Origin of the sequence: Yoonia maricola (assembly GCF_002797915.1) — a bacterium.
Lineage (GTDB): Bacteria > Pseudomonadota > Alphaproteobacteria > Rhodobacterales > Rhodobacteraceae > Yoonia > Yoonia maricola.
Map to the genome: position 1 here is coordinate 260,907 of NZ_PGTY01000002.1, position 23,538 is coordinate 284,444.

The 23,538-nt window shown below is 53.5% G+C and carries 25 protein-coding genes; 14 read left to right on the top strand and 11 right to left on the bottom strand.

Annotated features, from left to right (window positions below; genetic code table 11):
• Window positions 1-11: 11 nt before the first annotated feature.
• The 5 genes from BC777_RS11500 to BC777_RS11520 all read right to left on the bottom strand — a co-directional run bounded on the left by BC777_RS11500 (window position 12) and on the right by BC777_RS11520 (window position 4,759).
• Window positions 12-2,531, bottom strand: coding sequence for a S8 family peptidase (locus BC777_RS11500; protein ID WP_100368332.1), 2,520 nt, complete (start codon window positions 2,529-2,531; stop codon window positions 12-14).
• A gap of 10 nt (window positions 2,532-2,541) precedes the next feature.
• On the bottom strand, window positions 2,542-3,534 hold the full coding sequence (locus BC777_RS11505) for an AAA family ATPase (RefSeq protein WP_100368333.1): 993 nt from the start codon (window positions 3,532-3,534) through the stop codon (window positions 2,542-2,544).
• A 188-nt stretch (window positions 3,535-3,722) separates the two neighbouring features.
• On the bottom strand, window positions 3,723-3,950 hold the full coding sequence (locus BC777_RS11510) for a hypothetical protein (protein WP_100368334.1): 228 nt from the start codon (window positions 3,948-3,950) through the stop codon (window positions 3,723-3,725).
• Between the two features lie 42 nt (window positions 3,951-3,992).
• A complete protein-coding gene (locus BC777_RS11515) occupies window positions 3,993-4,352 on the bottom strand; it encodes a hypothetical protein (RefSeq protein ID WP_100368335.1) in 360 nt (119 codons plus the stop codon).
• The gene (locus BC777_RS11520) at window positions 4,349-4,759 is read right to left on the bottom strand and encodes a helix-turn-helix domain-containing protein (RefSeq protein WP_100368336.1); all 411 of its coding nucleotides are present in this window, start codon (window positions 4,757-4,759) and stop codon (window positions 4,349-4,351) included. Before BC777_RS11520 ends, BC777_RS11515 begins: the two co-directional genes overlap by 4 nt.
• Before the next feature lie 183 nt (window positions 4,760-4,942).
• Here BC777_RS11520 and BC777_RS19230 point away from each other — a divergent pair, with 183 nt between their 5' ends.
• Window positions 4,943-5,155: a hypothetical protein gene (locus tag BC777_RS19230; RefSeq protein WP_133122550.1), complete on the top strand. Its 213-nt coding sequence runs from the start codon at window positions 4,943-4,945 to the stop codon at window positions 5,153-5,155.
• A 232-nt stretch (window positions 5,156-5,387) separates the two neighbouring features.
• Window positions 5,388-6,500 carry a tyrosine-type recombinase/integrase gene (locus tag BC777_RS11530; protein WP_100368338.1) on the top strand — a complete coding sequence of 371 codons (1,113 nt, stop codon included), beginning with the start codon at window positions 5,388-5,390 and terminating at the stop codon, window positions 6,498-6,500.
• Between the two features lie 57 nt (window positions 6,501-6,557).
• On the opposite strand, the gene BC777_RS11535 is transcribed toward BC777_RS11530, so the two are convergent.
• A complete protein-coding gene (locus BC777_RS11535) occupies window positions 6,558-6,896 on the bottom strand; it encodes a site-specific integrase (RefSeq protein ID WP_100368339.1) in 339 nt (112 codons plus the stop codon).
• 362 nt (window positions 6,897-7,258) lie between these two features.
• Here BC777_RS11535 and BC777_RS11540 point away from each other — a divergent pair, with 362 nt between their 5' ends.
• Window positions 7,259-7,780 (top strand): winged helix DNA-binding protein, encoded by a 522-nt coding sequence (locus BC777_RS11540; RefSeq protein ID WP_100368340.1) that lies wholly within the window; start codon window positions 7,259-7,261, stop codon window positions 7,778-7,780.
• Window positions 7,781-8,339: 559 nt separating this feature from the next.
• Here the strand turns inward: BC777_RS11540 and BC777_RS11545 are convergent.
• The 3 genes from BC777_RS11545 to BC777_RS11555 all read right to left on the bottom strand — a co-directional run bounded on the left by BC777_RS11545 (window position 8,340) and on the right by BC777_RS11555 (window position 11,195).
• Window positions 8,340-9,641 carry a TRAP transporter large permease gene (locus BC777_RS11545; protein ID WP_100368341.1) on the bottom strand — a complete coding sequence of 434 codons (1,302 nt, stop codon included), beginning with the start codon at window positions 9,639-9,641 and terminating at the stop codon, window positions 8,340-8,342.
• A gap of 3 nt (window positions 9,642-9,644) precedes the next feature.
• Window positions 9,645-10,169: a TRAP transporter small permease gene (locus tag BC777_RS11550; protein WP_245834314.1), complete on the bottom strand. Its 525-nt coding sequence runs from the start codon at window positions 10,167-10,169 to the stop codon at window positions 9,645-9,647.
• 66 nt (window positions 10,170-10,235) lie between these two features.
• On the bottom strand, window positions 10,236-11,195 hold the full coding sequence (locus BC777_RS11555; protein WP_100368342.1) for a TRAP transporter substrate-binding protein: 960 nt from the start codon (window positions 11,193-11,195) through the stop codon (window positions 10,236-10,238).
• Between the two features lie 114 nt (window positions 11,196-11,309).
• Between BC777_RS11555 and BC777_RS11560 the strand changes: the two genes are divergently transcribed.
• The 8 genes from BC777_RS11560 to BC777_RS19460 all read left to right on the top strand — a co-directional run bounded on the left by BC777_RS11560 (window position 11,310) and on the right by BC777_RS19460 (window position 19,865).
• On the top strand, window positions 11,310-14,912 hold the full coding sequence (locus BC777_RS11560) for a hydantoinase B/oxoprolinase family protein (RefSeq protein WP_100368343.1): 3,603 nt from the start codon (window positions 11,310-11,312) through the stop codon (window positions 14,910-14,912).
• A 267-nt stretch (window positions 14,913-15,179) separates the two neighbouring features.
• Window positions 15,180-15,419, top strand: a complete 240-nt coding sequence (locus tag BC777_RS19540; RefSeq protein WP_245834316.1) for a hypothetical protein — start codon at window positions 15,180-15,182, stop codon at window positions 15,417-15,419.
• Between the two features lie 114 nt (window positions 15,420-15,533).
• Complete coding sequence (locus BC777_RS19545) at window positions 15,534-16,076, top strand: Rossmann-fold NAD(P)-binding domain-containing protein (RefSeq protein WP_245834318.1); 543 nt, start codon at window positions 15,534-15,536, stop codon at window positions 16,074-16,076.
• Between the two features lie 131 nt (window positions 16,077-16,207).
• Window positions 16,208-16,549: a DUF1330 domain-containing protein gene (locus BC777_RS11570; RefSeq protein ID WP_100368344.1), complete on the top strand. Its 342-nt coding sequence runs from the start codon at window positions 16,208-16,210 to the stop codon at window positions 16,547-16,549.
• A gap of 400 nt (window positions 16,550-16,949) precedes the next feature.
• Entirely contained in the window at window positions 16,950-17,324 is a 375-nt protein-coding gene (locus tag BC777_RS11575) for a hypothetical protein (protein WP_100368345.1), read from the top strand.
• Between the two features lie 33 nt (window positions 17,325-17,357).
• Window positions 17,358-19,277, top strand: a complete 1,920-nt coding sequence (locus BC777_RS11580; protein ID WP_168769150.1) for a leucine-rich repeat domain-containing protein — start codon at window positions 17,358-17,360, stop codon at window positions 19,275-19,277.
• A gap of 80 nt (window positions 19,278-19,357) precedes the next feature.
• Window positions 19,358-19,531, top strand: a complete 174-nt coding sequence (locus tag BC777_RS19455; protein ID WP_211095371.1) for a hypothetical protein — start codon at window positions 19,358-19,360, stop codon at window positions 19,529-19,531.
• Between the two features lie 112 nt (window positions 19,532-19,643).
• Complete coding sequence (locus BC777_RS19460) at window positions 19,644-19,865, top strand: hypothetical protein (RefSeq protein ID WP_211095372.1); 222 nt, start codon at window positions 19,644-19,646, stop codon at window positions 19,863-19,865.
• A gap of 54 nt (window positions 19,866-19,919) precedes the next feature.
• Here BC777_RS19460 and BC777_RS11590 read toward each other — a convergent pair whose 3' ends face one another.
• Window positions 19,920-20,618, bottom strand: a complete 699-nt coding sequence (locus tag BC777_RS11590; protein WP_375342422.1) for a winged helix-turn-helix domain-containing protein — start codon at window positions 20,616-20,618, stop codon at window positions 19,920-19,922.
• Window positions 20,596-20,877, bottom strand: a complete 282-nt coding sequence (locus tag BC777_RS11595; protein ID WP_100368347.1) for a hypothetical protein — start codon at window positions 20,875-20,877, stop codon at window positions 20,596-20,598. Before BC777_RS11595 ends, BC777_RS11590 begins: the two co-directional genes overlap by 23 nt.
• Window positions 20,878-21,036: 159 nt before the next feature.
• Between BC777_RS11595 and BC777_RS11600 the strand changes: the two genes are divergently transcribed.
• The 3 genes from BC777_RS11600 to BC777_RS11610 all read left to right on the top strand — a co-directional run bounded on the left by BC777_RS11600 (window position 21,037) and on the right by BC777_RS11610 (window position 23,524).
• Window positions 21,037-21,510 carry a hypothetical protein gene (locus BC777_RS11600; RefSeq protein ID WP_100368348.1) on the top strand — a complete coding sequence of 158 codons (474 nt, stop codon included), beginning with the start codon at window positions 21,037-21,039 and terminating at the stop codon, window positions 21,508-21,510.
• A gap of 182 nt (window positions 21,511-21,692) precedes the next feature.
• Window positions 21,693-22,325, top strand: a complete 633-nt coding sequence (gene rnhB, locus BC777_RS11605) for a ribonuclease HII (protein ID WP_100368349.1) — start codon at window positions 21,693-21,695, stop codon at window positions 22,323-22,325.
• An 89-nt stretch (window positions 22,326-22,414) separates the two neighbouring features.
• Window positions 22,415-23,524 (top strand): site-specific DNA-methyltransferase, encoded by a 1,110-nt coding sequence (locus BC777_RS11610; RefSeq protein ID WP_100368350.1) that lies wholly within the window; start codon window positions 22,415-22,417, stop codon window positions 23,522-23,524.
• The last annotated feature ends 14 nt before the right edge of the window (window positions 23,525-23,538 follow it).

Consider the following 23,538-nt stretch of genomic DNA (forward strand, 5'->3'; position numbering starts at 1 on the left):
AGTTTTCGAAGTCACTTTTCGTTGCCTACTTCGGTGTCGATGAAAGCTTCGACCTCGCTCTTTACTGTAGTTTCGATCTCTGGACTTACGATTGCCGATATCGGCGTGTGCAGATCAATCTCCAAGCTTGGTGATTTGATCGACACAATGAGTGCATATCGCGCCATCTGACTGTTTTTGCCGGGAATCTTTGAGCTCTTCCACCAGCCAGCAACGGGGTAGACGCAGATCATATCGCGCGTCAAAAGCTTCGCGGCATCACCTCGCCATACGTCACAGTGCAGTGATCCAGCGGATACCGCTGTGCTACCAAACACCCAGCCCTCGTCCGGCTCCCTCTTCGGCTTTTGCTTTCCTTGCTTCTTCAAAGCATTCGTTTGTTCAAGAAAGCCGCTAACCGTTTCCTCCTTCCGTCGCAGGTCAAACCGCAGCCCATGCGACTGATATCGATTTGGATAGATCGAGGCCGAACGGCCAGGATTCGGCTCGATAAAGTAGGATAGCGTGACCTTGACCTCGAGCTCGGTGTCGCCGGGGAGGCTTTCAATCACCGCCTTCGGCCAGGGCAGATCGAAGACATGACAGTATCCCATCTTGCCTGTCACGAAGGGCTGAATCTGCTCTTGGGCGATCAAGGTCACATGGTTACTGGCTGACGCGCAGGCACGCTCAATGTCTGGTACCCCGTATCCGAATCTCCGCAACAAGAGCTTAGCCTGAGCCTTGTAATCACCTACCGCCTCAAATTCCTTGCGCATTGGTTCAGTCCATTCTGCCGAATGCACTAAGAGCCCCCGAACGGTCTCCGGCCAAAGTTCAGGATTACGCGTGGTGACCACTGCAGCCGCTCTGGCCGCCAATGCAGTCGCCGCACTTGTGGCACGAAACGCCGCCAGCGGCTTGTGGGTCATGTCCCGTCCCGCCGCCAGCAAATCGAGCGAGTTCATCTGCACAACGTACCCGTCTTTTCCCACAGCCTTATTCCCGGCTTCAAACACAACTTCTGGCTTGTAGGGCGTCCGGCTTTCGTCCCAATCCACTGTGGTCCGGGTATGCGGACTCAACTCTCCCGCTTTCGCGAGTGGATACATCTCTTCCGTATTCGGACCTTGAATCTCGACTTTGAAGGTCACCCCACCCACAGACAGGGCGTTCCAAGATTGCGCCGGGTCGAGAACCGGAGATTGCGTCGGTCCCACGACCTCATCGAAATGCTGGATTGACCCATCCGTGTTGCCACTCGAAACAACAAATAGTCGCTTCGGCTCCGTTTCATCCGATGGATTGACCGCGCCAGCCGCCAGACGATCTATCGCGGAACTCCAGGGTGAGGGCTGGCTCCCGGCGCGATCCTTGTTTGACACCGCCAAACAGTGAATCCTGCGCCGATCTGGTGAGGCCGCTTCAGGATCCAACACCGCGCTCTCGGTTAGGCATCCAAGTTTTTCCTCTGGGTTTTCCGGGAAGGAAGGCGGCGGCACAAGCTTTACTGACTCGACACGGTGTTGCAGGACAACCGGCGAAGTCGTCGACAAGAGATGCGTCAGATCCCCGTGTAGAGCCACAGATGCCATCTGGGTTCCATGGCTCGACAGTGCTCTATGCCCCGTGTCGTCTCCTCCCCACTGGGGCTTGACCGCAAATAGATCCGAGACTGAAAGCGCGGCTTCAAGTAGATCATGTGCCCGATTTACGCCCGTGTCCAAGACGCTAATGTATGGCACATTCACGTCTGGCCATTTGACCTTCTGGGCAAGGTCATCGACCCACTCTAGTTGCTCATCAACATCGTTGTCTTCCAGATAAAACTCTGGCGTGTCGTCCGATCGACGCAGTTCCTGGATCGTGAACTTGGCAAAGAGCACCAGCTCGATGTTAATTTTGCTGGCCAGCACTGGCACGACGACGCTTTCTGGAAAGCGCAGCCGGTTCTCGTGCGCGCCCATTTCAAGCCCCATCGTTGCGCACATCTTCTCCAAGTCTGTTTCATGCTCCGGTGCGCACCACACCTCCCACCAAATGGGTGTGTTCTCGTCGTCAGGAAGCCGGAACCTGTCATCATTCCAAAAGGACAGAAAATTTGCTGCCCGAAAGCTGTTAATGGCCTCCACACGACCACTGTTCGGTGGATCGCCCGTTTTGCCGAGGTCGCCATAACCATAGGCGTGCAAGAGACCTTCCAGCGCATTCATAGATTTCGTCGGAACGTAGAGACCGACCACGCGGTCCCCGTTGGGCAGGATCTTTGTTGCACCCACCTGCATTTTGTTCTTTTGCAGGACTTCGGTCACCGAATTGCTGCTATTGAGAGTGACCTCCAGAAAGACACCATCCGGGCTCCCAAGTTTGGGCTCAATAGGTGCCCCATCCTTGAATTTCTGCGCCCCCTGCTTCAACTGAGCGAGCAGCTCGTTGCTGTACGCTTCGCGATCAAATTCTCGCTTCGTGCGCGGAAACGTGTGGGCTTGATACCGATCATTCGTATGCCGCCCCGAAATCACTTGATGGGGAAGATGGTAACGAGACGCCATGTTTAATTACTCAAGATTTGGACAAAAGCTCCCGCATATCTTTGCGTGCGGATAGTCGGGTAGCAATGTCATCGGTTGTTAATATGTCGCGCTCATCCAAGATCGCCTCTTTGACAGCATCCTCTGCCGCGCGTGCGATCTCCGCCTGGCTCAGGCCCTGTGCAATGGACTCAATTTTCTTCCAAGCCAGGCGCGGGTATTTGAGCGGACGCAAGTTCGCTTTCAGAATACGGCGGACTTCTTTCCCTGTCGGTGGGGCAAACTCCATTACTAGATCGAAACGTCGCAAAAGCGCGTGATCCAGAAGATCAGGAAAGTTCGTCGCGCCAATAATCACGCTGTCTGTGGCGCTTTTCTCTTCCATGAATTGCAAGAACGAATTCAAAACCCTACGCATTTCCGCGACGTCGTTCGTTGCGGCCCGATTGGCACCCACCGCGTCAAATTCGTCAAAAAGATATACGCCACGATGGGTGTAGATCTCATCGAAAATTAGCCGCATCTTCGCCGCTGTCTCTCCCATGAACCGGGTGATTAGGCTCTCAAACCGAATGACATAGAGTGGCAGTCGCAACGAGCCGGCAATGGCCTCAGCCGTCATGGTCTTGCCCGACCCTGGTGGACCGACAAAAAGTAGACTAGTGTTGGGTGCCTTGCCATGTTCGCGCAGCTGTGCGCGCTTGAGCTGCTGCCGGAGCAACCCGTGAATCTGATCACGTATCCCCTCAGCGAGGATGACGTCATCCAATTCGAGACGAACTTCCTTTAGCTCTAGCAATCCATCGAGATCACCGCGCGGCTCACCAAATCGAATGGGAACAGCGCTCTTTTGATCCGCAGTTTCGCGTGCTGCCTGTACCGCTGATCGGATGTCTTCGGCAACCGTTCGATGCCCGCGACGAGCCTCTGCTGCAGCTGCTTGGAGCGCAACAGAAAAAAACGTCTCATCGTCTCGATCTGCGCGACTGCGCAGCATTGCGATGATTTGTTTTGCACTCGACATTTCCGGTTAAGCCTTTGATAAGCCGTAAAAATTAGCTTCATTGATCCCTGTAGGAAAAAAGTAGCATGCGACCACAATGAATTCCAACTAAATCGCCTGCGCTAACTCGTAAGCCGAGATGTCCGCTTTCGAAAGACACCGACCGAAACTTTGCGAACGCAGCGAACTTCCGCTTCCCGCCCTCCGAACTAAGCGCTTGTTGCACGAAAAGCATCTAGATCAAGCGCTATTGTCGCGGAACCGTCTTCGTCCTTCCGCCCTCTGTCCCGCATTGGACGCTTGTCGCCCTGAATTAGCATGTTGCCCGCATCGCGGTCGCCGTAGCCCAGTTCCCGCACTTCCTCCAAAAGCCGGTAAGGCACATTCTCGGCTGCGCGCACGTCATCATCTCGGGTCAGCCAGCGTAGGGCGGGCATCTGCTCTGTTCTTTCTAAAGGCGCGCGGGTGGAACCCCTTGTTCAGATTTGTTCAATTTGGACGACGGCTCTGCTCATGGCCCATGCTTGAAACAGCCCGACAAGGAAGGCCATCAAGGCTATGATATAAAGGCAAAGTTGCAGCGCATGCATATCAAGCAGATGGCTCGTCGAGGGCAATGCCGGGATGACCAGCCAAAGCAAAAAAGCCGCCAGCATACAAAGTTGTCCGGTCAGATAGTGGTGGCGCAGCCTGCGCGAATTCAGTTCCTGTTGCAGTCTGGTGGCCTGCGGCTTCAAGAACTTTGGCTCTCCTCGCTTGCGCTTGAAGCTGTCAGGGCCGGTTTCCGTGAAGACTGCACGCTTTACTGCCAAGTATTGTTTTTTGAGAAATTCTATCATTTCAGCATCCTATACAAACTATCAATTTCATCTTTGACTTCGCTGCTAGTCGTGGAAGGGTGCGTGCGAAAATCATCGCGCAGCACTTTCGCCATCACGCGCAGCCTAGCGTCGGGTTTGAACTCGACATCGACGTCTTCTTCATACTCATCGATCAGGGCAGAGATTTCCTCAATCCGCCTCATGATGAGTGGAGACGGCTGTCCGGTTAAGATGCGATGGGCATCATCATCAAACAGCTCACAAAGCTTGAATAACAGTGACGCGGGCAGGTCGCGTTCGTTCCGTTCGTAGTATTGGTAGCTGCTGCGGCTAATGCCGAGCTTTTCGGCGATCTCGCTTTGAGACAGGCCCGCGGCCTTTCGGAGCGCCGATAGTCGATCCCCTAGTGCAGAAATGTCTCCCAAAGGAGTTCTCCATGCTTGACATGACCCCTATTATGGTCATTTATTACATTTAGACGCCATATGACGTTCTGAGCGTCGAATCAGTCATCTATAGATTAGCTTTGCTTTCTACTGTGAGCAAAGCGGAAACCTCTGCCGCCATTAGTTTGGTGGCCTGATGACCTTTGCATCGGAGGAAGAAACTTGGCTCAAGAACAACTCAAGGCGACGGAGAAGGTCGAAACACCTAAAGAAATGGCGCAACGCATCGGCATCCCCGTGAGCAATGTTCGCTATTTGATCAAGACCGGGCAACTGGCCCACGTCTTCACATCACCGGGAAAACGAAACCCCAAGATCCCGATTGGCGCATGGGAACACTACCTCGCGCGCGAAACAGGAGGGGCGACCGAATGACGTCCGCGCGACCAAAATCAGCCGGACTGATGCGCTTTCCCATTGGCTCCGAGGTTCTCGATAGCGCTATGACCCCCGCCCAATGGGTTGAAGCGCTCGCCGCAAGAGAAATCAAAATAAAAGAACGAACACTTCGTGAGAAAGCCAATCGGCTGGGTGTCTGCTGCAAGCTTGGCAATGCGATGATCATCACCGGCGAACAAATGGATCGAATACTGACGGAGCCAGACCTATGCCCCTCGAGCCCTACGAACACAAAACAAGCAAGTACCTCTGGATCAAAGGTTGGGTCGAATTCGAAGGTACGCGAATCGCGGGGCCATACAGGTGCAGCTCAGGCTCATCTACTAAGGCTGGCGCAGAAAGCTGGATAGCCGCCGAAACCGACTATCAAAGACGCAAGCACATGGTCGGTGAAGAAGCGGCTCAGACGTTTTCGGATGCGATCTTGCTCTACAGTGCCAATGCAAAAGCGGCCAAGCAATTGCTACCAATCGACCGAGAGATTGGCGATACGCCACTTACAAAAATCACTGGGAAACTTTTGAAGTCCTTAGGCCCCAAGATGAAGCCGCTTGCGTCAACAGACACCTGGTGGCGTGAGATCGTTACCCCGGCTCGGGCGGTGATCAACAATGCCCACGAATTGCGCGGCACGCCAGCGATCAAAGTCCGGCAATATTCCAGCAATGAGCGAGTTGCCCAGGATACCAGACGCAAGAAGACAAGCCGCGTCGCCCGTACCCCGTCAGACCGACAGTGGGTCGCGGATTTTTGCAAACACGCCGATCCACACAACGCTGCACTATTACGGTTCATGTTCGAGACGGCAGCGCGAATTGACCAAGCCGTCTCCTTAACGCCAAGCGATATCGACGCGGATGAGTGCCAGGTTTGGTTGAAGGCCCAGAAGGGCCATGATGCAGGGTGGGTGAAGGTGTCGCGAGCTATGATGGAAGAGTTGCTAGCGTTGCCAAAAAAGTTCACACGAAGTCCGCGTACTGGAAAGCTGCTTGAGCAACGAGTGTTCGGTTACAACAGCTCCACGAGTTACAACAACCGTTGGAAGACGATCTGCAAAAAGGCGGACATCCCATATCTTTCTGCGCACGCGGCTGGACGACATGGCTATTACACTGAACTCGTGGTTCGTCAGGATGTTAACGCACTCAAGGCGGCGAAGGCCGGACGATGGTCAGACGCTTCATTGCCAATGCGCGTATATGCCCATCCAGAGGTCGATGAGGCGTCTCTGAGAGAGCATTTTCGTACAAAACCTGTTCAGCCCAAACCGCATGAACAACCTAAAAATCTGAAATTAAAAGGAAAATCAGATGTTAACTAACTCCCTCCTAAGGGGCAGGTTGCAGGTTCGAATCCTGCCGGGGTCACCAGCACTTTTTCAAGCATTTGATTCTCCTGTCTTTTTTGGTTGAGTTGGAACTTTGGTCACGGAAGTTGGAACTTTTTGTTCTGTTTCCGTGCCGCTGAGCACCTTTCTTTTATTGAGGCCGCGAATGTAGCGTTCGATCTCGGAGAGGCTTTCGTGCCCTGTCCATGCGCCGATCTGAACTGAGTTTCCACCTGCTTCAGCCAAGGCTTGCGACCGGCTTTTTCTAAGACCGTGTGCGGTTCGGCGATGGATGCCTGCGGCGCGCGCTTTGGCTGCAAACCACTGCCCGGCAGCCTTCACGCTACCCGAAGGAGCGGCTTTGACAGGTGTGAAGCGGAAAATAATCACGAACCCTGAGGGCGGAACAGCAACACTCTATGGCGATCGTATCGAGGCTTGTGCCTGTATCTTGATATTCGCACCAAAGGGCAGTTTTGCGGTTCAATAGACCGTTCTACAGGGAAATTTGAAAACCATGTGCGGCAAACGTCGTTCACGGTATCAAGCTCGTGTTCAATGTTAGCAAATGCGATATCAACATAGACGATGTCTTCGGGGGGCGACGACAGAGTCTAAATGTATGTTGTTGTCTTTAAGTAAGATATCTAAGTCACTTGGTTTTTACTGAAAACCGCTTTCTAAATGCTCTATTGGAAATTATATTGACGTTTTGTATGTTACTCGCAAACGAAACACCAAGGTAATACGTCATGTCAGAGCAAGATATCCCTAAACGTCGTATCGTTTCCTCGCGCCACCTAGCGGATGGAGAGAACTGGGAGTCGTCCGAGATCGAGTATGGCATGATCATTGCGTATAACTCTTTTTCCCGCTGGATGACGCGGTGTATGTCAGCCGCTGGCAACACTGATCTGACACCGCTCGAAATCCTTGTATTGCACAATACGAACCACCGTGGGCGTGATAAGCGGCTGACTGACATCTGTTTTTTGCTGAACATCGAGGATACGCATACTGTAAACTATGCCTTACGCAAGCTGATGAAGATGGAACTTTTAGCGTCAGAAAAACGCGGCAAAGAAGTGTTTTACAGCACCTCTCCCGAGGGTGAAAAATTATGCGCCGCTTATCGTGATTTGCGGGATCGGTGCTTTTTGGATGGGTTGTCCCGATTGGACATGACCGGCGAAGAAATGCGCGAGATTGCGGCGAGCCTGCGCGCCTTGTCCGGCCAATATGATCAGGCCAGCAGGGCGGCGGCATCTTTGTAACTGTCGACGTAGAGGATGTCAGGTTCGTTCAATAAAACGCTTCAAAATCCAAGGTATTAAAATATCGGGAGTTGAAAAAGCGCGAAAAACAACAACACAACAGGGTTGAGACTGCTACCCAATACCGCCCATAGTAAGACTGAGAGGTCTTGCATCAGGTCGAGCGCGCTGACTCCGATTTGGACTATTGCCGCTACAAATGGTAGTGTAATGGCCGCTGCAATCATTGAAATAACAATTATCACAAGAGGTATTTTGCCACGGTAGCCAAAGAGCTTTGCGATCGCTGCATTTCAACTTGAGGGTGGTGAAGCAAGCGTCAAAACCGCAGCGGCCACGATAGCATCCGGTATGAACGCAAAAATGGGGATATTTCCCACAACTACTGGCGTCACGACAATTGCGATGAATGGGAATAGAACAGAGTTTTTCGGACGTGCTAAAGATGCTCTGAGAGCTGCAGATAGAGGCGGCACAAGAAAACCAAGCATTACTCCCACAGCAAGTATGGTCGTTCCAAACACAGCTAAATCCTAAAAGTCATGGGCAACTCTATGCACTAACTTGCCATCCAGTTTGGGAGAAATGTCACGATCTGTGGAAAGAGGCAGATCAGCAGAACGCCGAGTAGCAGCAATAGGAAGAACGGGAACGCCGCCTTTGCAATGCTTAGGATGTCGATGCCGGTCAGACCTTGAATGACGAACAGATTAAACCCGACTGGTGGGGTGATCTGGCTCATCTCGACCACGATCACCAAGTAAATTCCAAACCAGATTGGATCAATTCCGACAGCGGTGATCATGGGCATAATGATCGATGTCGTCAGGACGATCACGGATATTCCATCTAGGAAGCATCCTAGGATAATGAAAAAAATCGTCAGCGCGATGAGCAATGCGGTGACCGACAAATTCATATCGGATATCCAGGTGGCGAGGTTGCGTGGCAGGCCTGTAAAGCCCATGGCGACGGATAGAAATGCTGCACCCAGTAGGATAAAGGCAATCATGCAAGACGTGCGGGTTGCTGACATGACAGCTTCGCCAAACAGTTTCCAGCTGAACGCGCCAGAGCCCCACGCTAGGATGGTTGCTAAAACAACGCCCAGTGCTGCTGCATCCGTCGGTGATGCGAGTCCACCATAGATAGACCCAATCACGCCGCCGATCAAAAGGGCCACAGGGATCAAGCGCCGTGATGCTATGATTTTTTCCCGGAATGAAAACGTCTGATCGATGGAAGGGATGAGTTCAGGGTTTTTCCAAGCCCAGACTGCTACGTATCCTGCAAACAATGACATCAACATAATGCCGGGAATGATTGCAGCGATGAATAGACGTGCGATGGATTGCTCTGTCGCGACGCCGTAGACGATCAGAATAATGGATGGTGGGATCAAAAGCCCCAAGGTTGCGGAACCCGCAAGCGTGCCCAGAATGAGGCTTTCGGGATAGCCGCGTTTTGTCAGTTCTGGCACAGACATCCGTCCGATTGTGGCTGCTGTTGCGGCAGACGATCCGGAAACGGCCGCAAAAATTGCACAGCCGAAGACATTCACATGCAGCAACCGACCCGGTGCCCGGCTAAGCCATGGCACGAGGCCCGTAAACATATCGTCGCTCATGCGCGACCTCAGCAGGATTTCTCCCATGAGGATAAACAACGGTAACGCGGTCAAAGCCCAACTGTGAGAGTGCCCCCAAAACGTTGTCGCCAGAATGAGGCCAGCGGGCGCATTTGAGAAAAAGACAAGGCCTACAAGGCCTACAATAGATAAAGAAATAGCCACCCAAACACCGCTCGCTAAGAGCGTTATGAGGATGCCAAGAAGAACAAGTCCGATCATTGGATCTGACATGGCTTATACCTCGCCGGGGCTGGACAAAATAGGTTTACCAGCGCGAATGAGATCGACCAGCGTGTGCAAGACTGCAACGAAAAACAAACCAACGCCAAAGGCTGCCACACTTTGTGGTATCCAGAGCGCGACAGGAATGATCCCGGATGAGACATCGTTGTAATGGATGCTCTCGACGACCAAAGCGCCCATGAAATACGCTGCATAGCCAACCAAAGCAGTCGCAATCATCAACGCGACTGCCTCGGCAAAATACTGAAGTTTTTGGGGCAATCGCGATACGACAAGGTTAACACGAATGTGCCCACCTGCGCGTAATGTATGCGCCATTGCCAGAAACGTGGCGCCTGCAAGCATGAAACCAGAAAAGTCCGCGTATGACGGAATCGTTGAAGGCAGAAGCCCCGGTGCAAACTTACCAAACGCGTTGAGGCCGATCTGTGCTGAGATCAAAAGGCAGATGCACAGGATGAGACCACCTGCGATCATCCCGCATATATAATATATTTTTTGGAGCATGCGGTTCATCGCAAAGCAGCCCTTTCATGTAAAACTGGCCGACAGAGAACGTGCTGTCGACCAGTTCAAGGAGGATTAGTTGTTATAGGCGTTCAGGACTGTGCGGGCGCTATCTGATGCCGCAGCATCCCATGTTCCCAGCATTGTCTCACCAATAGCTTGCAAACCTTCGATCAGTTCAGCGCTTGGTTCATAGACAGTGATCCCATTATCTGCGAGAGCCGCTGTCATGCTGTCGGCTTCAGCCGCAGACATTTCCCAGCCGCGTGCTTCTGCAGCTTCAGCCGCTGCCAGAACAGCCTCCTGCGTGTCGGCATCAAGACCGTCAAACAGGCGTTGATTTACAACGACAATGTTTTTTGGCACCCACGCATTGATCGGCGTGTAGTGGGTCACAAAATCCCAAGCCGTCGAATTCACGCCTGTTGAGGGTGACGTAATCATCGCATCGACTTGACCTGTCGAAAAGGCCTGCGGAATGTTGGACGCCTCGACCTGTACTGGGGCTGCACCAGCCAAAGTGGCAAATTCTTCAAGGGCTGCATTGTACGCCCGGAAGCGCAGGCCATTTAAGTCATCAACGGTTGCGATCTCACCGTTAGTATAAAGACCTTGGGCGGGCCAAGGAACGGAGAATAATGGGAGCAAGCCCTGCTCTGCCAACAATTCAGTAATAACTGGTTCTTGGGCTGCCCAAAGGCGCTGTGCATCTTCATAGCTTGTTGCGACGAAGGGCTGGCTATCTACACCGTACGCCAGATCCTCGTTTGACAGGCGCGATAGGAAAAACTCACCTATTGGTACCTGACGATTGCGGACAGCGCCCTTGATTTCAGCGTGTGGAAAAAGCGAACCAGCAGAATGTAATGTAATGTCCAAACCGTTGTCGGTTGCAGCCCGAACATCGTCTGCAAATTGCGCGATGTTTTGCGTGTGAAATGTAGAGTCGCCATATGGTGTTGGCATGTCCCAGCTCTGTGCGTTGGCAGCAGTTGCACAAACAAATGCCGCTGCGCCGAAAAGTACGTGTTTCATGTGAAGTCTCCATATCATCAAATTGGTAGCTGCATTCTTTTCGAATCCATTACGTTGACAATTTGTCAGCGTTATACCCATAAAGCAACAACAAATTGATTCGAGGAGATTGCGTTGGAACATTCGGGTAAAAAGAAATGGCAGTTTTGGGTCGATCGTGGTGGCACTTTTACGGACATCGTAGCACGCAAACCAAATGGAACGTTGGAAACACACAAACTTCTATCAGAAAATCCTGAAATCTACCCAGATGCAGCAGTTCACGGGATTAAAACGCTCCTTGGCGTAGAACCAAATACTGAAATAGGACCTGGTCAAATATCTGCTGTAAAAATGGGCACAACTGTTGCCACGAACGCGCTTTTGGAACGTAAAGGTGAGCGTACAGTTCTTTTGATTACTAAAGGCCTGCGCGATTTACTGCGGATCGGATACCAGAACCGTCCCGAATTGTTTGATCTGAGTATTGTATTGCCTGAACTGCTTTATGAAGACGTCATTGAGATTGATGAGCGTGTTGCTGCGGATGGCACAATCATCGCACCTCTAGATACAACGACAGCGCGCGATGCACTGTCGCGTGCCTACGGTAAGGGGTATCGGTCTGTCGCAATCGCGCTGATGCATGGCTACAAATACACCGATCATGAAAAACGTCTTGGTGACATGGCGCGCCAGTCTGGGTTTACTCAAGTCTCCTTGAGCCACGAAGCCAGCCCGCTTATCAAACTGGTCTCACGCGGCGATACAGCTGTTGTGGATGCCTATCTATCGCCGATCTTGCGGCGATATATTAATCAAGTCGCGACAGCGTTGAACGCCAGCGACGGTGGCTGTGACAGTCTGATGTTTATGCAGTCAAACGGCGGTTTGACGGATGCCGCCCGGTTCCAAGGGAAAGACGCCATTTTATCTGGCCCCGCTGGTGGCGTTGTTGGGATGGTGCGTACGGCTGCGGACCTTGGATTTGATCGGCTCATCGGGTTCGACATGGGCGGGACTTCCACCGATGTTTGCCATTACGCAGGTGAATTTGAACGCTCGTTCGAGACTGACGTTGCTGGAGTTCGAATGCGCGCGCCGATGATGTCGATCCACACGGTTGCAGCTGGTGGTGGGTCAATCCTGAGCTATCGCGACGGGCGGATGCAGGTTGGTCCTGAAAGCGCAGGTGCAAATCCTGGACCCGCCACTTATCGACGTGGCGGGCCTTTGACGGTGACAGACTGCAACGTGCTGTTGGGCAAATTGCAGCCTTCCCAGTTCCCGTCAGTCTTTGGTCCGAATGCAGATAAACCCCTGGACGCTGATGTGGTCCGTCAAAAATTTGATGAACTTGCCACTGAAATCGGCGGGGCCAAGTCTGTCGAAGAGATTGCAGAAGGGTTTCTGCGGATCGCGGTCGAAAACATGGCCAATGCCATCAAGCAGATCAGCGTCCAGCGTGGATATGACGTGACCCGATACACGATGAACTGTTTTGGCGGTGCTGGCGGGCAGCACGCCTGTCTTGTGGCCGACACACTTGGGATGGAAAGCATCTTCATCCATCCTTTCGCGGGCGTCCTGTCCGCCTTTGGCATGGGGCTTGCAGATGTACGGTCCATTCATGAACACCAGTTTGCGGGGTCAATTGATGCGCACACCGAAGCTGAAATCGCACTTGGCGAATTGATTGAGGCGGCAGAGCGGGATGTGCGCGCGCAAGGGATCGCAACAGGCGATATTTCGACCATTGCGATGGCGCATATCCGCACCGGCGGGGCGCACCAAACACTGGAGGTTCCGTTCGGAACACCAGCCGATATGAAAGCAGGGTTTGAAGCCGCGCATCAGAACCGGTTTGGATTCGTTCCCGATGACGCTGAACTGATCATTGATCTGCTTACCGCTGAGGCCATTGGAGCGACGGGTGAGATTGTGACGTTGCCGGATACTGTGCATGTTAATCAAGGGGCCAAAACGGCGCGCATGTATTCCAATGGCAGTTGGCACGATGTGCCTTTGGTCAATCGCGCGACGCTCGCCAAAGGAGAGACGATTGATGGCCCCGCGATCCTGACGGAACCAACGGGTACCAACATTATTGAAGACGGCTGGCAGGCGGAATGCACCACAGGTGGCAACCTAGTACTGCGGCGCATTGTGCCTCTGCAGCGGTCCGAGGCAATCGGGACATCAGTTGATCCTGTCATGCTTGAAGTTTTCAACAACCTTTTCATGTCGATTGCGGAACAGATGGGGGCAACGCTGGCCAACACGGCCTATTCCGTGAATATCAAGGAGCGGTTGGATTTTTCTTGCGCAATTTTTGACCACCGCGGTGATCTTGTCGCCAACGCGCCCCATGTGCCCGTTCACCTTGGGTCCATGTCGGGCAGTGTGCGGTCCATCCTTAACCAAAACGCAGGAAAAATCCGGCCAGGCGATGTGTTCATGATGAACAACCCGTTCAATGGCGGTACCCATTTGCCAGATGTCACGGTGATCACACCTGTGTTCAATGAGGCCGGCACGCAGATCATCTACACCGTCGCATCACGTGGTCACCATGCCGATATCGGGGGCACAACGCCCGGATCAGCCCCACCGGACAGCCGCCATATTGACGAAGAAGGTGTGCTGATCGACAATTTCTTGCTGGTGAAAGAAGGCATGCTGCAAGAACAGGCAACTCGCGATCTTTTGTCTTCTGCCAAATACCCCTGTCGCAACGTCGATCAGAACATCGCCGATCTTTCAGCGCAAATCGCCGCCAATGCCACCGGAGAGCGTGAACTGAAAAAGATAACGCGCCAGTTTGGCCTTGATGTTGTCCATGCGTACATGGGTCACGTTCAAGACAATGCCGAAGAAAGCGTGCGCCGCGTTCTTGATGTGCTGCATGATTGTGACTTTACCTATCCGATGGATAGTGGTGCGCAGATTAAGGTAAAAATTACGGTCGATAAGAAAGACCGCTCTGCCAGCATCGACTTTACAGGCACGTCTGAACAAGACGATCTGAATTATAATGCCCCATTGTCGATTTGCCGCGCGGTCGTGCTTTACGTTTTCCGGACATTGGTCGGCTCAAACATCCCGATGAATGAAGGCTGTATGAAGCCGTTAAACCTTACGATGCCCATAGGATCGATGATCAACCCCAATGCACGCGCTGCGGTGATTTCAGGCAATACTGAAGTGTCCCAAGCCATCGCAGACACGCTGTATGGTGCGCTTGGCGTGATCGCGGGCAGCCAAGGGACGATGAACAATTTCGTATACGGAAATGATCATGTCCAAAACTATGAAACCATCTGTGGTGGCACAGGTGCAGGCGATGGCTTCAACGGTGCCAGCGCGGTCCACAGCCATATGACCAACACGCGCATGACGGACCCCGAAGTGTTGGAAACGCGGTTTCCGGTCAGGGTTGATGAATTTTCGATCAGGCGCGGCTCTGGCGGGGATGGCGCATTCACAGGTGGCGACGGGATTGTGCGGAAACTACGGTTTAACGAGCCGATGACCGTCACAGTCCTTACCTCTCACCGCAAAACTGCGCCCCACGGTGCAGCGGGCGGCGGAGCCGGTATGACGGGTGAAAATTCTGTGGTTCGTGCGGACGGCACCCTTGTACCGCTTGGTGGCAACGACGCTATCGAGATGGAGGCGGGTGATGTATTCGTCTTGAAATCCCCCGGCGGCGGTGGATACGGGAAGGCCAAGACATGAGCAGCGGTTTTCGAGCTGATGTTGAAGCCATGTATGATCACGCTGCGATGAGTGTGGATATGCCGAAGGTCTGTCCGAGAAAATCAAAGCCTGTAACGCAACCTATGTGACCCGTTTTGGTGTACGCCTGTGTGGGCGGATGTTCACGTTTCGCGGATGGCGCGCAACGTATTCCACGCATAGCAGCCCGGCCAAGGTCGGCATCAGATAGGTGCCAAATGTTGACCAGTTTAAAGTAGAGGCTCTCGCCGTTTTGCGCAGGAACTTATGCGACACGGGTTTCTTGCGTCGGCCATGAATATTCCCGCACCAGACTTTGGCGCCAATCAGCTAATGATGATGTGGATCGCGGATGAATATCGGCGATACAAGCCAGACGATATTAACGGCATGGGCTGTGTGACCGGAAAACCGGTTGAAGGTGGCGGGATTGAGGGGCGCGCGAAAGCCACGGGGCGCGGTTTTCAGTACGCAATCCGCGCATTCTGCGCAATGAAAGACCCGTGAAGGCGTAGGTTTTGAGACGGGTCAGCTCAAAGATCGCAAGGTCATTGTCCAAGGCTTAGGCAACGTCGGCAGTCACGCGGCGCAGTTTCTAAGCGAGGAAGACGCTGTAAAATCATGGCCGCCGTTGAACGCGATGGCGTGGTGCGCAATCGTGACGGGTTGGGTATTGCGGCATTGAAATCGCATCAACTGGCCACGAGCAGCATCAAGGGTTTTGCAGGTGGCGCGTTCAACACTGACGGCCCAAAAGCACTTGAAGACAGCTGCGACATTCTTATTCCAGCCGCTCTCGAGAGCCTTATTCACAAAGGCAACGCTGCTGAGATAAAAGCCCGCCTGATTGTCGAAGCCGCAAATGGCCCTATCACTTACCTTGCAGATCAAATACTTCGAAAACGCGGAGTTATCGTAATCCCTGATATGCTTGCGAATGCTGGTGGCGTGGTGGTCAGCTACTTTAAGTGGGTGAAGAACTTTAACCACATCCCGTTCGGCTTGATGGAGCGCCGCCAAACGGATCGCGACCACTACATCCTTGCGCGCTCCATGGAAAAAATGACGGGATTGTCTTTTCCGTCTGAAGACAAGGGCGTGTTCTTCGCGGAACGTCGAGAAATTGATCTTGTCCGCTCAGGCCTGGAAGAGATGATGCATTAGGCGTTTGCGGAGGTTTCTGCAATCAAACATCTTGATAGCGGGCAAGATGTTACGCTGCGCGACGCAGCCTATCAAATCGCGATCAGACGCGTCGCTAGCGCATATAATACAATGGGATTATAAGGATTATTATGGCCGGATATGTTCTTCATCATTACAATATCATCGACAAATCCCGAGTCGATGAGTTGGGACCACTGTCCCTTGCCATTGCTGAAAAGTTCGGGGCTCAGGTCATCGTGGCAAGCCCTGCGAAGGTTCTAAAAGGTAAGACTGCGTATTCTAGCCTTGTCATCTATCAATTGGACAGCTTTGAGAGGGCATTGGAATTCTATCATTCCCCAGAAATGGTCGAATTTTCTAAGTTCCGAGATCAGATAATCGACGGTTTTGCGATGGTGCTGCCGGGGCATAGCGAGACTGCTGAGGTGGTAAAGTCCGGTTACTTTAAAGAAGCGCCAGTGAAAGGCTGACTCGCTGAACAATCTACATATGCTGGATGGTTGGCTCATCTTAGACTAGCCGTTCGTACGTTGCGCAGCTTATGGCGGCTGCGAGCCCAAAGTGTCGGATTCTGCGTGGTGCACAGATGGCAGCTAATTTGCGTAAAGCTTCCGTTGAACATAGTAGTCGCCGGGTCAGTAGACGTTTTATGGATGTGTGACGGAGATCTTTGATTGCCATAACTGATTGCGCATTCGTGAATTAACCCGCAAAATATGGATGATATTTTTTTATCACAAAGCACCTATGCTCCCTCACCAGCAGCACCATCGTATTTGGCCAATGATACACACGCCAACCCAAGTGCCACGGCACATCCGACGACGTGCATCTACCTTGGCAGCTATTACTGTATTTTTGGTGCCTCTTGTGTTCACTTTGGTGGCGGCGGGGCTTGCCGCTATCCTGGATCACTGGGGTGTCGAGGCGGCGGAATTCGGCTTTGGTGGCCTGACGTTCCTGACGACTTTCATAACGGTTTTTACCTTGCCTGCGTGCCTCTTTGCGATCCCAGCGATGGAGATCGCCATAAAGTTTGGTAAGGCTGGGTGGCTTGTCGCCATCATCAGCGGCGTTTTGGTGGCCGTGGTGCTTTGCGTATGGCTGTTTAAATCGGATCTGAACCTTGTCAGGATAACTGTTTTTATCGGATGCGGTGTCTTCTTTGGTGCCTTGTTTTGGCTTGCTGCACGCCTGTCTACGCCTGCGGCTTTTGTATCTGACAAAGCGCAGAAGCAGGCATAAGTTAACGTCGCTTTCGTGCGAAAAAGGTTCATGATGGATATTGCGAAAATACTCACAGATCAGGCACAATCAGGCGGTGGCTCCGTTACGGTTGCCCTGCCGCGAGATATGCAGTGCAACCCAGCGGACCTACACGAAATCCCGCCAGCGGTCGCAGAGGTGGAAGGCATCACCAGCGTCAACCTTGGCGGCAGCTCTGTGATGGATTTGACCCCGCTGGCGAACCTAAAGGGCCTGCGTCATTTAAACCTCAGCGGGGTTCCAGCGGCGGATTTCACACCGCTTACAGGGTTAACAAAGCTGGAAGTATTGATACTAGGCGACACCCGGATTGCCGATATTGGCTGGCTTGAAAAGTGTAAGGCCCTGACGACCCTCGACCTTTCGAAAACGCGCATCGCTGATCTGGCGCCGATCGCGGCCTGCCGCAAACTGCGAGACCTTAACATCAACGCCACACGGGTCAGTAACCTTGCGCCCCTCGCAGCGGGCAGCAAACTGCGCCATGCCAATCTTGACGACACTGACGTGGGCTCGCTTGCACCGCTTGCAGCACATACCGCGCTGACGGACCTCAGCGCCAGCCGCACACCGTTGGATGACTTCACGCCCCTGAACGCTCTTGGCAAACTAAGACGTCTGCGCCTCGACGGCACGGATTTTAACGACTTGGGCCTGCTTGCGCCCACGGTCATGTTGCAATGGCTTAGTCTTAACCAGACCCTCATCGCCGACATCACGCCGCTTGCGCGACACTACAAGCTAACCCATCTTTACCTACGCGGGACAAACGTGCGCGATATCCTTCCTATCGCCACGTTCAAGCTCCGCGATCTTGTGCTGGACTGCAGTCAACTGTCTGACATTACACCATTAAAGGACAATCGTAGTCTGCCGCGCATCGTGCCGGATCATATAGGATTATCGTTCCGCTACACCCCGGTGACCGAGGCCGATCCCGAAGGGTTTGGCCGGGTGGCACAGCTTGATGACGGCACCGATCTTACCGATGCACTCTATCATCTGTTTCGAACGCGTAAAGGCGCAGGCCCTGCACCTGCGCTTACACGCGCGCCTGTGCCTCCGACGCCCGAGCAGACGCCTTGGTTGGCGATGCACTTCACGGATAACAATTTTATTGCCCTGCAAGAACGCCCACTATCAGACGCCGACGCACAGGCGGTAGACCTCGCAGGTCTACAAACGCTGGCGAAGGACCTGAAAACTGCGGTCTGGCCAATGCGGCGCTACAACGGCGAGGACATATTCACCGCCGCACTGCACGCCGCCAGTGATCTAAACCCGGAAAGGCCAAAAAACGATTGGCTCCTCTTCGATATCCATCGTGCAAAGCTACAGCCGCTTACCGACATCGAGCGTGTGAAGGCCGAGGCCAGAGGCAAGATTGATCCAGCGTCTGTGACCAAGGCTGTCCGTGCCCTCATTGCAAAGCTTGATGAAATCCTCAAGCGGAACCCTATGCCGACACCTATTACAAGCTCTGATACAGAACAGATGTCCGAGGTTGAGCGCGCCGCCCTAACAAGCCTGACCGAAACCGATGGCTATATCTACGGCGACCACAGCCCAGTGTTTATGCGCCACCTTATACGCGAAGGCGGCCCTTCTTGTGTTGCGCAAGCAGTTTGCCGCAACGTGATCATTTTGCTTGCCTCTCAGGCCAATGGATACATGGTAGATGACCCGGCGCAGCGTCGCCACTCTGATACGGCAATTCGGTGGTTGAAAAAAGACGCAGCCAAGCTCACAGCTTTTGCCGCTACGCAAGAACCTGCTTTTGCGACATGGTTTGATGTTACGTTAAAGAACGCCAAGGCATGGCTGATCTCTGGTCGTCCGCTGCACGGCCACCTCAACCCCAACCCACCGGAAGAGCGTTTCGATCACGTCGACCTTGCGGTTTGGAGCGGCCACGGTTGCCCGCTTTTATAGTTGGTCTTACCTCCACGTAGAGCCGGAAGGCCGACGGGGGGTTTGGCCGGTACGCCAGTCCTTTCGCGGATATCGTGAGAATGTCTAAGCAGGGCACTGTTACGCCGGAACATGTCATTCACAATAAGCCTTTCGCGGCACGGATCGGTGATGATTTTCAAGCCGGTTTGGATGCTTTTGCCGTCGATTATCAGGCCTATTTTGACCGTGCGGGCGATCCTGATCTCACACGTCTGCCTTTGCACCCGCATTGAGCGGTGTTTGACAACGGTGCGATCCGCAGCTTTGGCTCGAATTTGAAACGGGCTGATATTTCGGTCGACGTGGCACGCACAACTGCGCGTGCGCTGCTTTAAAGGCATTACCGTGAACCCGCTGCACCCGGATGCGGTGTTTGATACTGGCGTTTGGACACAAGAAGCGCTGGAACGCTCTGCAAAACGCTACGGGATGACTGTTGAGGCGTATAAGTCGCGCAATCTTTTGGGCGCTGAAATCACATCACATCGCAAACGCTGTCTTGGCCTGCGTCAATGGCATGCTGCGCTGTACGACTGGCCCACAAATTCCAGTAGACGGTGGCGATGATCGCGTGATCTAGAGTGCCAGCGTTTCCCACAACTTTGAGAAACGCGATCCCGCTCAGATCATGCGAATGACGTCTTTATCAATGGAAAGGACATAGCCTTTACGGGCAATGTTTTTGACTAGAAGTTCGCTCATCATCTGGTTACCCAATGTGTCGCGCAGGCGTTTGATCCGCGTCGCACCGGCTGCTTCGTCGCAGTCCGCTGCGGCGCGGCCAGAGATTACGCCTTCGATTTCGGCCCCGGTCAGCACTTCGTCATCCATGCGCGCCTCGGCCAGAACTGACAGTGTTTCAATCGCCGCATCGGTCAGCTTAAATTCAAAGTCGTTCAGATAGACCGCCTTTTGATCGCGACTGATGGTCAGTGAATTCACTTCAATCCCCTGCCGTTCGATCCGCCCCATGCGCCGGTTCAAGGCGATGAGCATCACAAGGAAGGCGACGGCGGCGACCAAAAGGGCGGTTGCAAAGATCAGCAGGACAAAAATGACAAAGCGGTAGGAGGCCAGCGTGTCTGAGAAGGCCGTGCCAGAACCTGCGAGAATCTCCAGCAGTTTGATCTCGGCGTTGCTGGTCAGGTTGTCATTTTCAACAAACAACCGCTCCACCCGCATGTTGAATGCATTTGCATCGGGTAGGTTGATAAACAAAAGCACCGCCGCAATCGCAAGGATCAGGACAATCGCCGCAATCCCTGCGACCACGATCCGGTTGCCGATTTCGCGTGCTTCAGTAGCGGAGGAAGAACTCACCTGCGCTGTCCTTTCTTTCATCAAGGCCGGCGTCATCAAAGACACCCAGCACATTCAAAAGCTCCCAACCATTGCCGGCCAAGCGGCCGCGCAGCTGGCGTTGGGCTGAACCTACAGAACAATCGCCCCGCACCTCGGCCACCCCGTAATGGAGTCGCAACGGGTTGTCTTGCTTGGCCTTGTAGTCGGCATAGCAGGCCGCCTGCGCGAGTGTCGTGCTCAGCATCAGAGCCATGAATGAGAAAGAAAGATGTTTCATGCGCCTCACCTGATCGAACGTGGTCCTGATATTCAATAACGCCATATGTTATCGTGATGGCAATCGTATAACCATCCCTCGTTATTGTTTGGCAAGCACGATCCGTCCCAATTTCGGTTTATCGCCTCTTGAAGGTACATGCACCGAAAGGAACGTCTGATGTTGAAATCACTGACTGCCGTTGTCACCGCCCTGTCGCTGACACTTGCAACTGCCACGCCAACCTATGCCCAAGGCCTTAGCCGTGAAGATGCGGGCAAACTTTTGATCGGATTGGCCGCTGTCGCGGTGATTGGTGCGGCCATCGAAGAAAATCGCGATCGTAGCACCAGCAGCCCGGTGCATGACCAGCGGCAGTGGAACGGGATCAACCGCAATAACAATTGGTCTGACCTGAACAGACAACAGACCAACAGCCGCCGCACGTTACCGCGCGCTTGTTTGCGTAGTGTTGAGACGCGTTTCGGTGACCAGCGGATCTTTGGAAAGAACTGCCTGGAGAATAATTACAACCATGCCAGCCGCCTGCCTGCGCGCTGTGCAGTGCGTGTCTATACCAACAATGGCCCGGTGCGCGGCTTTGACCCGTTTTGCCTACGCGACCAGGGCTTCAGTACAAATCGGCGCAACTAAGGCGCTGACACACAGCGCGGTTCCATAGCCCCGGTTACCGCGCCACCTTGGGTGTTTGTTCTGATAAAGATGCGCAGAGTAGTGCGAAAAGGATCAAACACCCTGTACGGGGCAGAGAGGTTAGACATGGCTCTCTGCCCCTTTTTCCTTGAAGTGATGACCGGCTTCTGATCACTGGCCCCATGACAAAACCCGATTTCAGCTTTGAGAGCGCCGCGTATCAGCGTGGCTTTATGAATGTTGCAGGTGTTGATGAGGTGGGGCGTGGGCCATTGGCTGGGCCGGTTGTTGCAGCCGCAGTCATTCTTGATCCTGCCAAGATCCCCGAGGGGATGAACGACAGTAAGAAACTGACCCAGAAGCGACGCGATGCGCTTTACGATGAACTTCTGGCTGTGGCCGATGTGTCCATCGCAGAGGCGACTGTGGCAGAGATCGACGCGCACAACATTCTCCGCGCATCTCATATCGCGATGGTGCGTGCGATAGCGGGGCTTTCCCAAACGCCGGACCATGCGTTGATCGATGGCAACATGATCCCCCGCAACTTGGCCATTTCATCCGAGACGATCATCAAAGGCGATGCGCGCAGTCTCAGCATCGCGGCGGCCTCTATCATGGCCAAGGTGTGGCGTGACAGACACATGGTGGCATTGGCGCAACAGCACCCCCACTATGGCTGGGAAAAGAACGCGGGGTATCCGACAGCCCAGCATAAATTGGGGCTGGAACGGTTCGGCGTGACCGAGCACCATAGGCGTTCGTTCAAGCCGGTACACAACATCTTGTATCAAGATAAAAACGTAACCCCCTGAATCAATAATGTTTTTGACTTGGAATCGCCTCTGACTCACATTGGGGTCAACCAAAGAGCGGGACACCCGCCGGGGCTATGAGGCAAGTAATGACGACCAAGACCAAAGCAAAAGGGGCTGCGAAGCTCCCGCTGAATACCATCGTTGATGGTGACTGCATCGAAGTGATGAACAGCCTGCCTGCGGGTTCTGTCGACCTGATCTTTGCTGATCCCCCCTATAACCTGCAATTGAAGGGTGATCTGCACCGCCCTGACAATTCCAAGGTTGATGCCGTCGATGACGCTTGGGACCAGTTTGATAGCTTCAAAGTCTATGACAAGTTCACCCGCGAATGGCTGGCCGCCGCCCGTCGTCTGCTGAAACCAAATGGTGCGATCTGGGTCATTGGCAGCTATCACAACGTCTTTCGGATGGGCGCTGAGTTGCAAAACCAGGGGTTCTGGATCCTCAACGATGTCGTGTGGCGCAAATCGAACCCGATGCCGAATTTCCGGGGCAAGCGTCTGACGAATGCGCATGAGACACTGATCTGGGCTTCGAAAGAAGAGGCCAGCAAATACACCTTCAATTACGAAGCGCTCAAAGCCCTCAACGAGGGCGTACAGATGCGGTCGGACTGGGTTTTGCCCATCTGTACCGGGCATGAGCGGCTTAAGAATGAGACCGGCGAAAAAGCACATCCCACGCAAAAACCGCAGTCGCTGTTGCACCGCGTCCTTGTTGCCACAACTCACCCCGGCGATGTGGTCCTTGACCCCTTCTTCGGGACTGGCACCACGGGCGCGGTCGCAAAAATGCTGGGCCGTGATTTCATCGGTATCGAGCGTGAAGAGGCGTACCGCAAGGTGGCCGAGAAGCGCATCAAAAACACCCGCAAATTCGATAAAGAGGCGTTGGAGGTGTCGACCTCCAAGCGTGCCGAACCCCGCGTCGCCTTTGGCGTGCTGGTTGAGCGTGGCTTGCTGCGCCCAGGCGAAGAATTGTGGAGCATGAACGGTCGTCACAAAGCCAAGGTCCGTGCCGACGGCACGTTGATCGGTGACGACATCAAAGGATCAATCCATCAGGTCGGGGCCCACCTTGAAGGTGCGCCAAGCTGTAACGGCTGGACCTATTGGCAGTTTAAACGCGACGGGCAAAAGGTGCCCATTGATCTGCTGCGCCAGCAGATCCGCTCAGAGATGGCGAAGCATTAAGTTTCACCAAAGTT

What these genes read in the sequence shown, in the direction of transcription:
- BC777_RS11500 (WP_100368332.1), bottom strand. Translation starts at nt 2,531, where the DNA reads ATGGCGTCTCGTTACCATCTTCCCCATCAAGTGATTTCGGGGCGGCAT.
- BC777_RS11505 (WP_100368333.1), bottom strand. Translation starts at nt 3,534, where the DNA reads ATGTCGAGTGCAAAACAAATCATCGCAATGCTGCGCAGTCGCGCAGAT.
- BC777_RS11510 (WP_100368334.1), bottom strand. Translation starts at nt 3,950, where the DNA reads ATGCCCGCCCTACGCTGGCTGACCCGAGATGATGACGTGCGCGCAGCC.
- BC777_RS11515 (WP_100368335.1), bottom strand. Translation starts at nt 4,352, where the DNA reads ATGATAGAATTTCTCAAAAAACAATACTTGGCAGTAAAGCGTGCAGTC.
- BC777_RS11530 (WP_100368338.1), top strand. Translation starts at nt 5,388, where the DNA reads ATGCCCCTCGAGCCCTACGAACACAAAACAAGCAAGTACCTCTGGATC.
- BC777_RS11540 (WP_100368340.1), top strand. Translation starts at nt 7,259, where the DNA reads ATGTCAGAGCAAGATATCCCTAAACGTCGTATCGTTTCCTCGCGCCAC.
- BC777_RS11545 (WP_100368341.1), bottom strand. Translation starts at nt 9,641, where the DNA reads ATGTCAGATCCAATGATCGGACTTGTTCTTCTTGGCATCCTCATAACG.
- BC777_RS11550 (WP_245834314.1), bottom strand. Translation starts at nt 10,169, where the DNA reads ATGAACCGCATGCTCCAAAAAATATATTATATATGCGGGATGATCGCA.
- BC777_RS11555 (WP_100368342.1), bottom strand. Translation starts at nt 11,195, where the DNA reads ATGAAACACGTACTTTTCGGCGCAGCGGCATTTGTTTGTGCAACTGCT.
- BC777_RS19540 (WP_245834316.1), top strand. Translation starts at nt 15,180, where the DNA reads ATGCGACACGGGTTTCTTGCGTCGGCCATGAATATTCCCGCACCAGAC.
- BC777_RS19545 (WP_245834318.1), top strand. Translation starts at nt 15,534, where the DNA reads ATGGCCGCCGTTGAACGCGATGGCGTGGTGCGCAATCGTGACGGGTTG.
- BC777_RS11570 (WP_100368344.1), top strand. Translation starts at nt 16,208, where the DNA reads ATGGCCGGATATGTTCTTCATCATTACAATATCATCGACAAATCCCGA.
- BC777_RS11580 (WP_168769150.1), top strand. Translation starts at nt 17,358, where the DNA reads ATGGATATTGCGAAAATACTCACAGATCAGGCACAATCAGGCGGTGGC.
- BC777_RS19455 (WP_211095371.1), top strand. Translation starts at nt 19,358, where the DNA reads ATGTCTAAGCAGGGCACTGTTACGCCGGAACATGTCATTCACAATAAG.
- BC777_RS11595 (WP_100368347.1), bottom strand. Translation starts at nt 20,877, where the DNA reads ATGAAACATCTTTCTTTCTCATTCATGGCTCTGATGCTGAGCACGACA.
- BC777_RS11600 (WP_100368348.1), top strand. Translation starts at nt 21,037, where the DNA reads ATGTTGAAATCACTGACTGCCGTTGTCACCGCCCTGTCGCTGACACTT.
- rnhB (WP_100368349.1), top strand. Translation starts at nt 21,693, where the DNA reads ATGACAAAACCCGATTTCAGCTTTGAGAGCGCCGCGTATCAGCGTGGC.
- BC777_RS11610 (WP_100368350.1), top strand. Translation starts at nt 22,415, where the DNA reads ATGACGACCAAGACCAAAGCAAAAGGGGCTGCGAAGCTCCCGCTGAAT.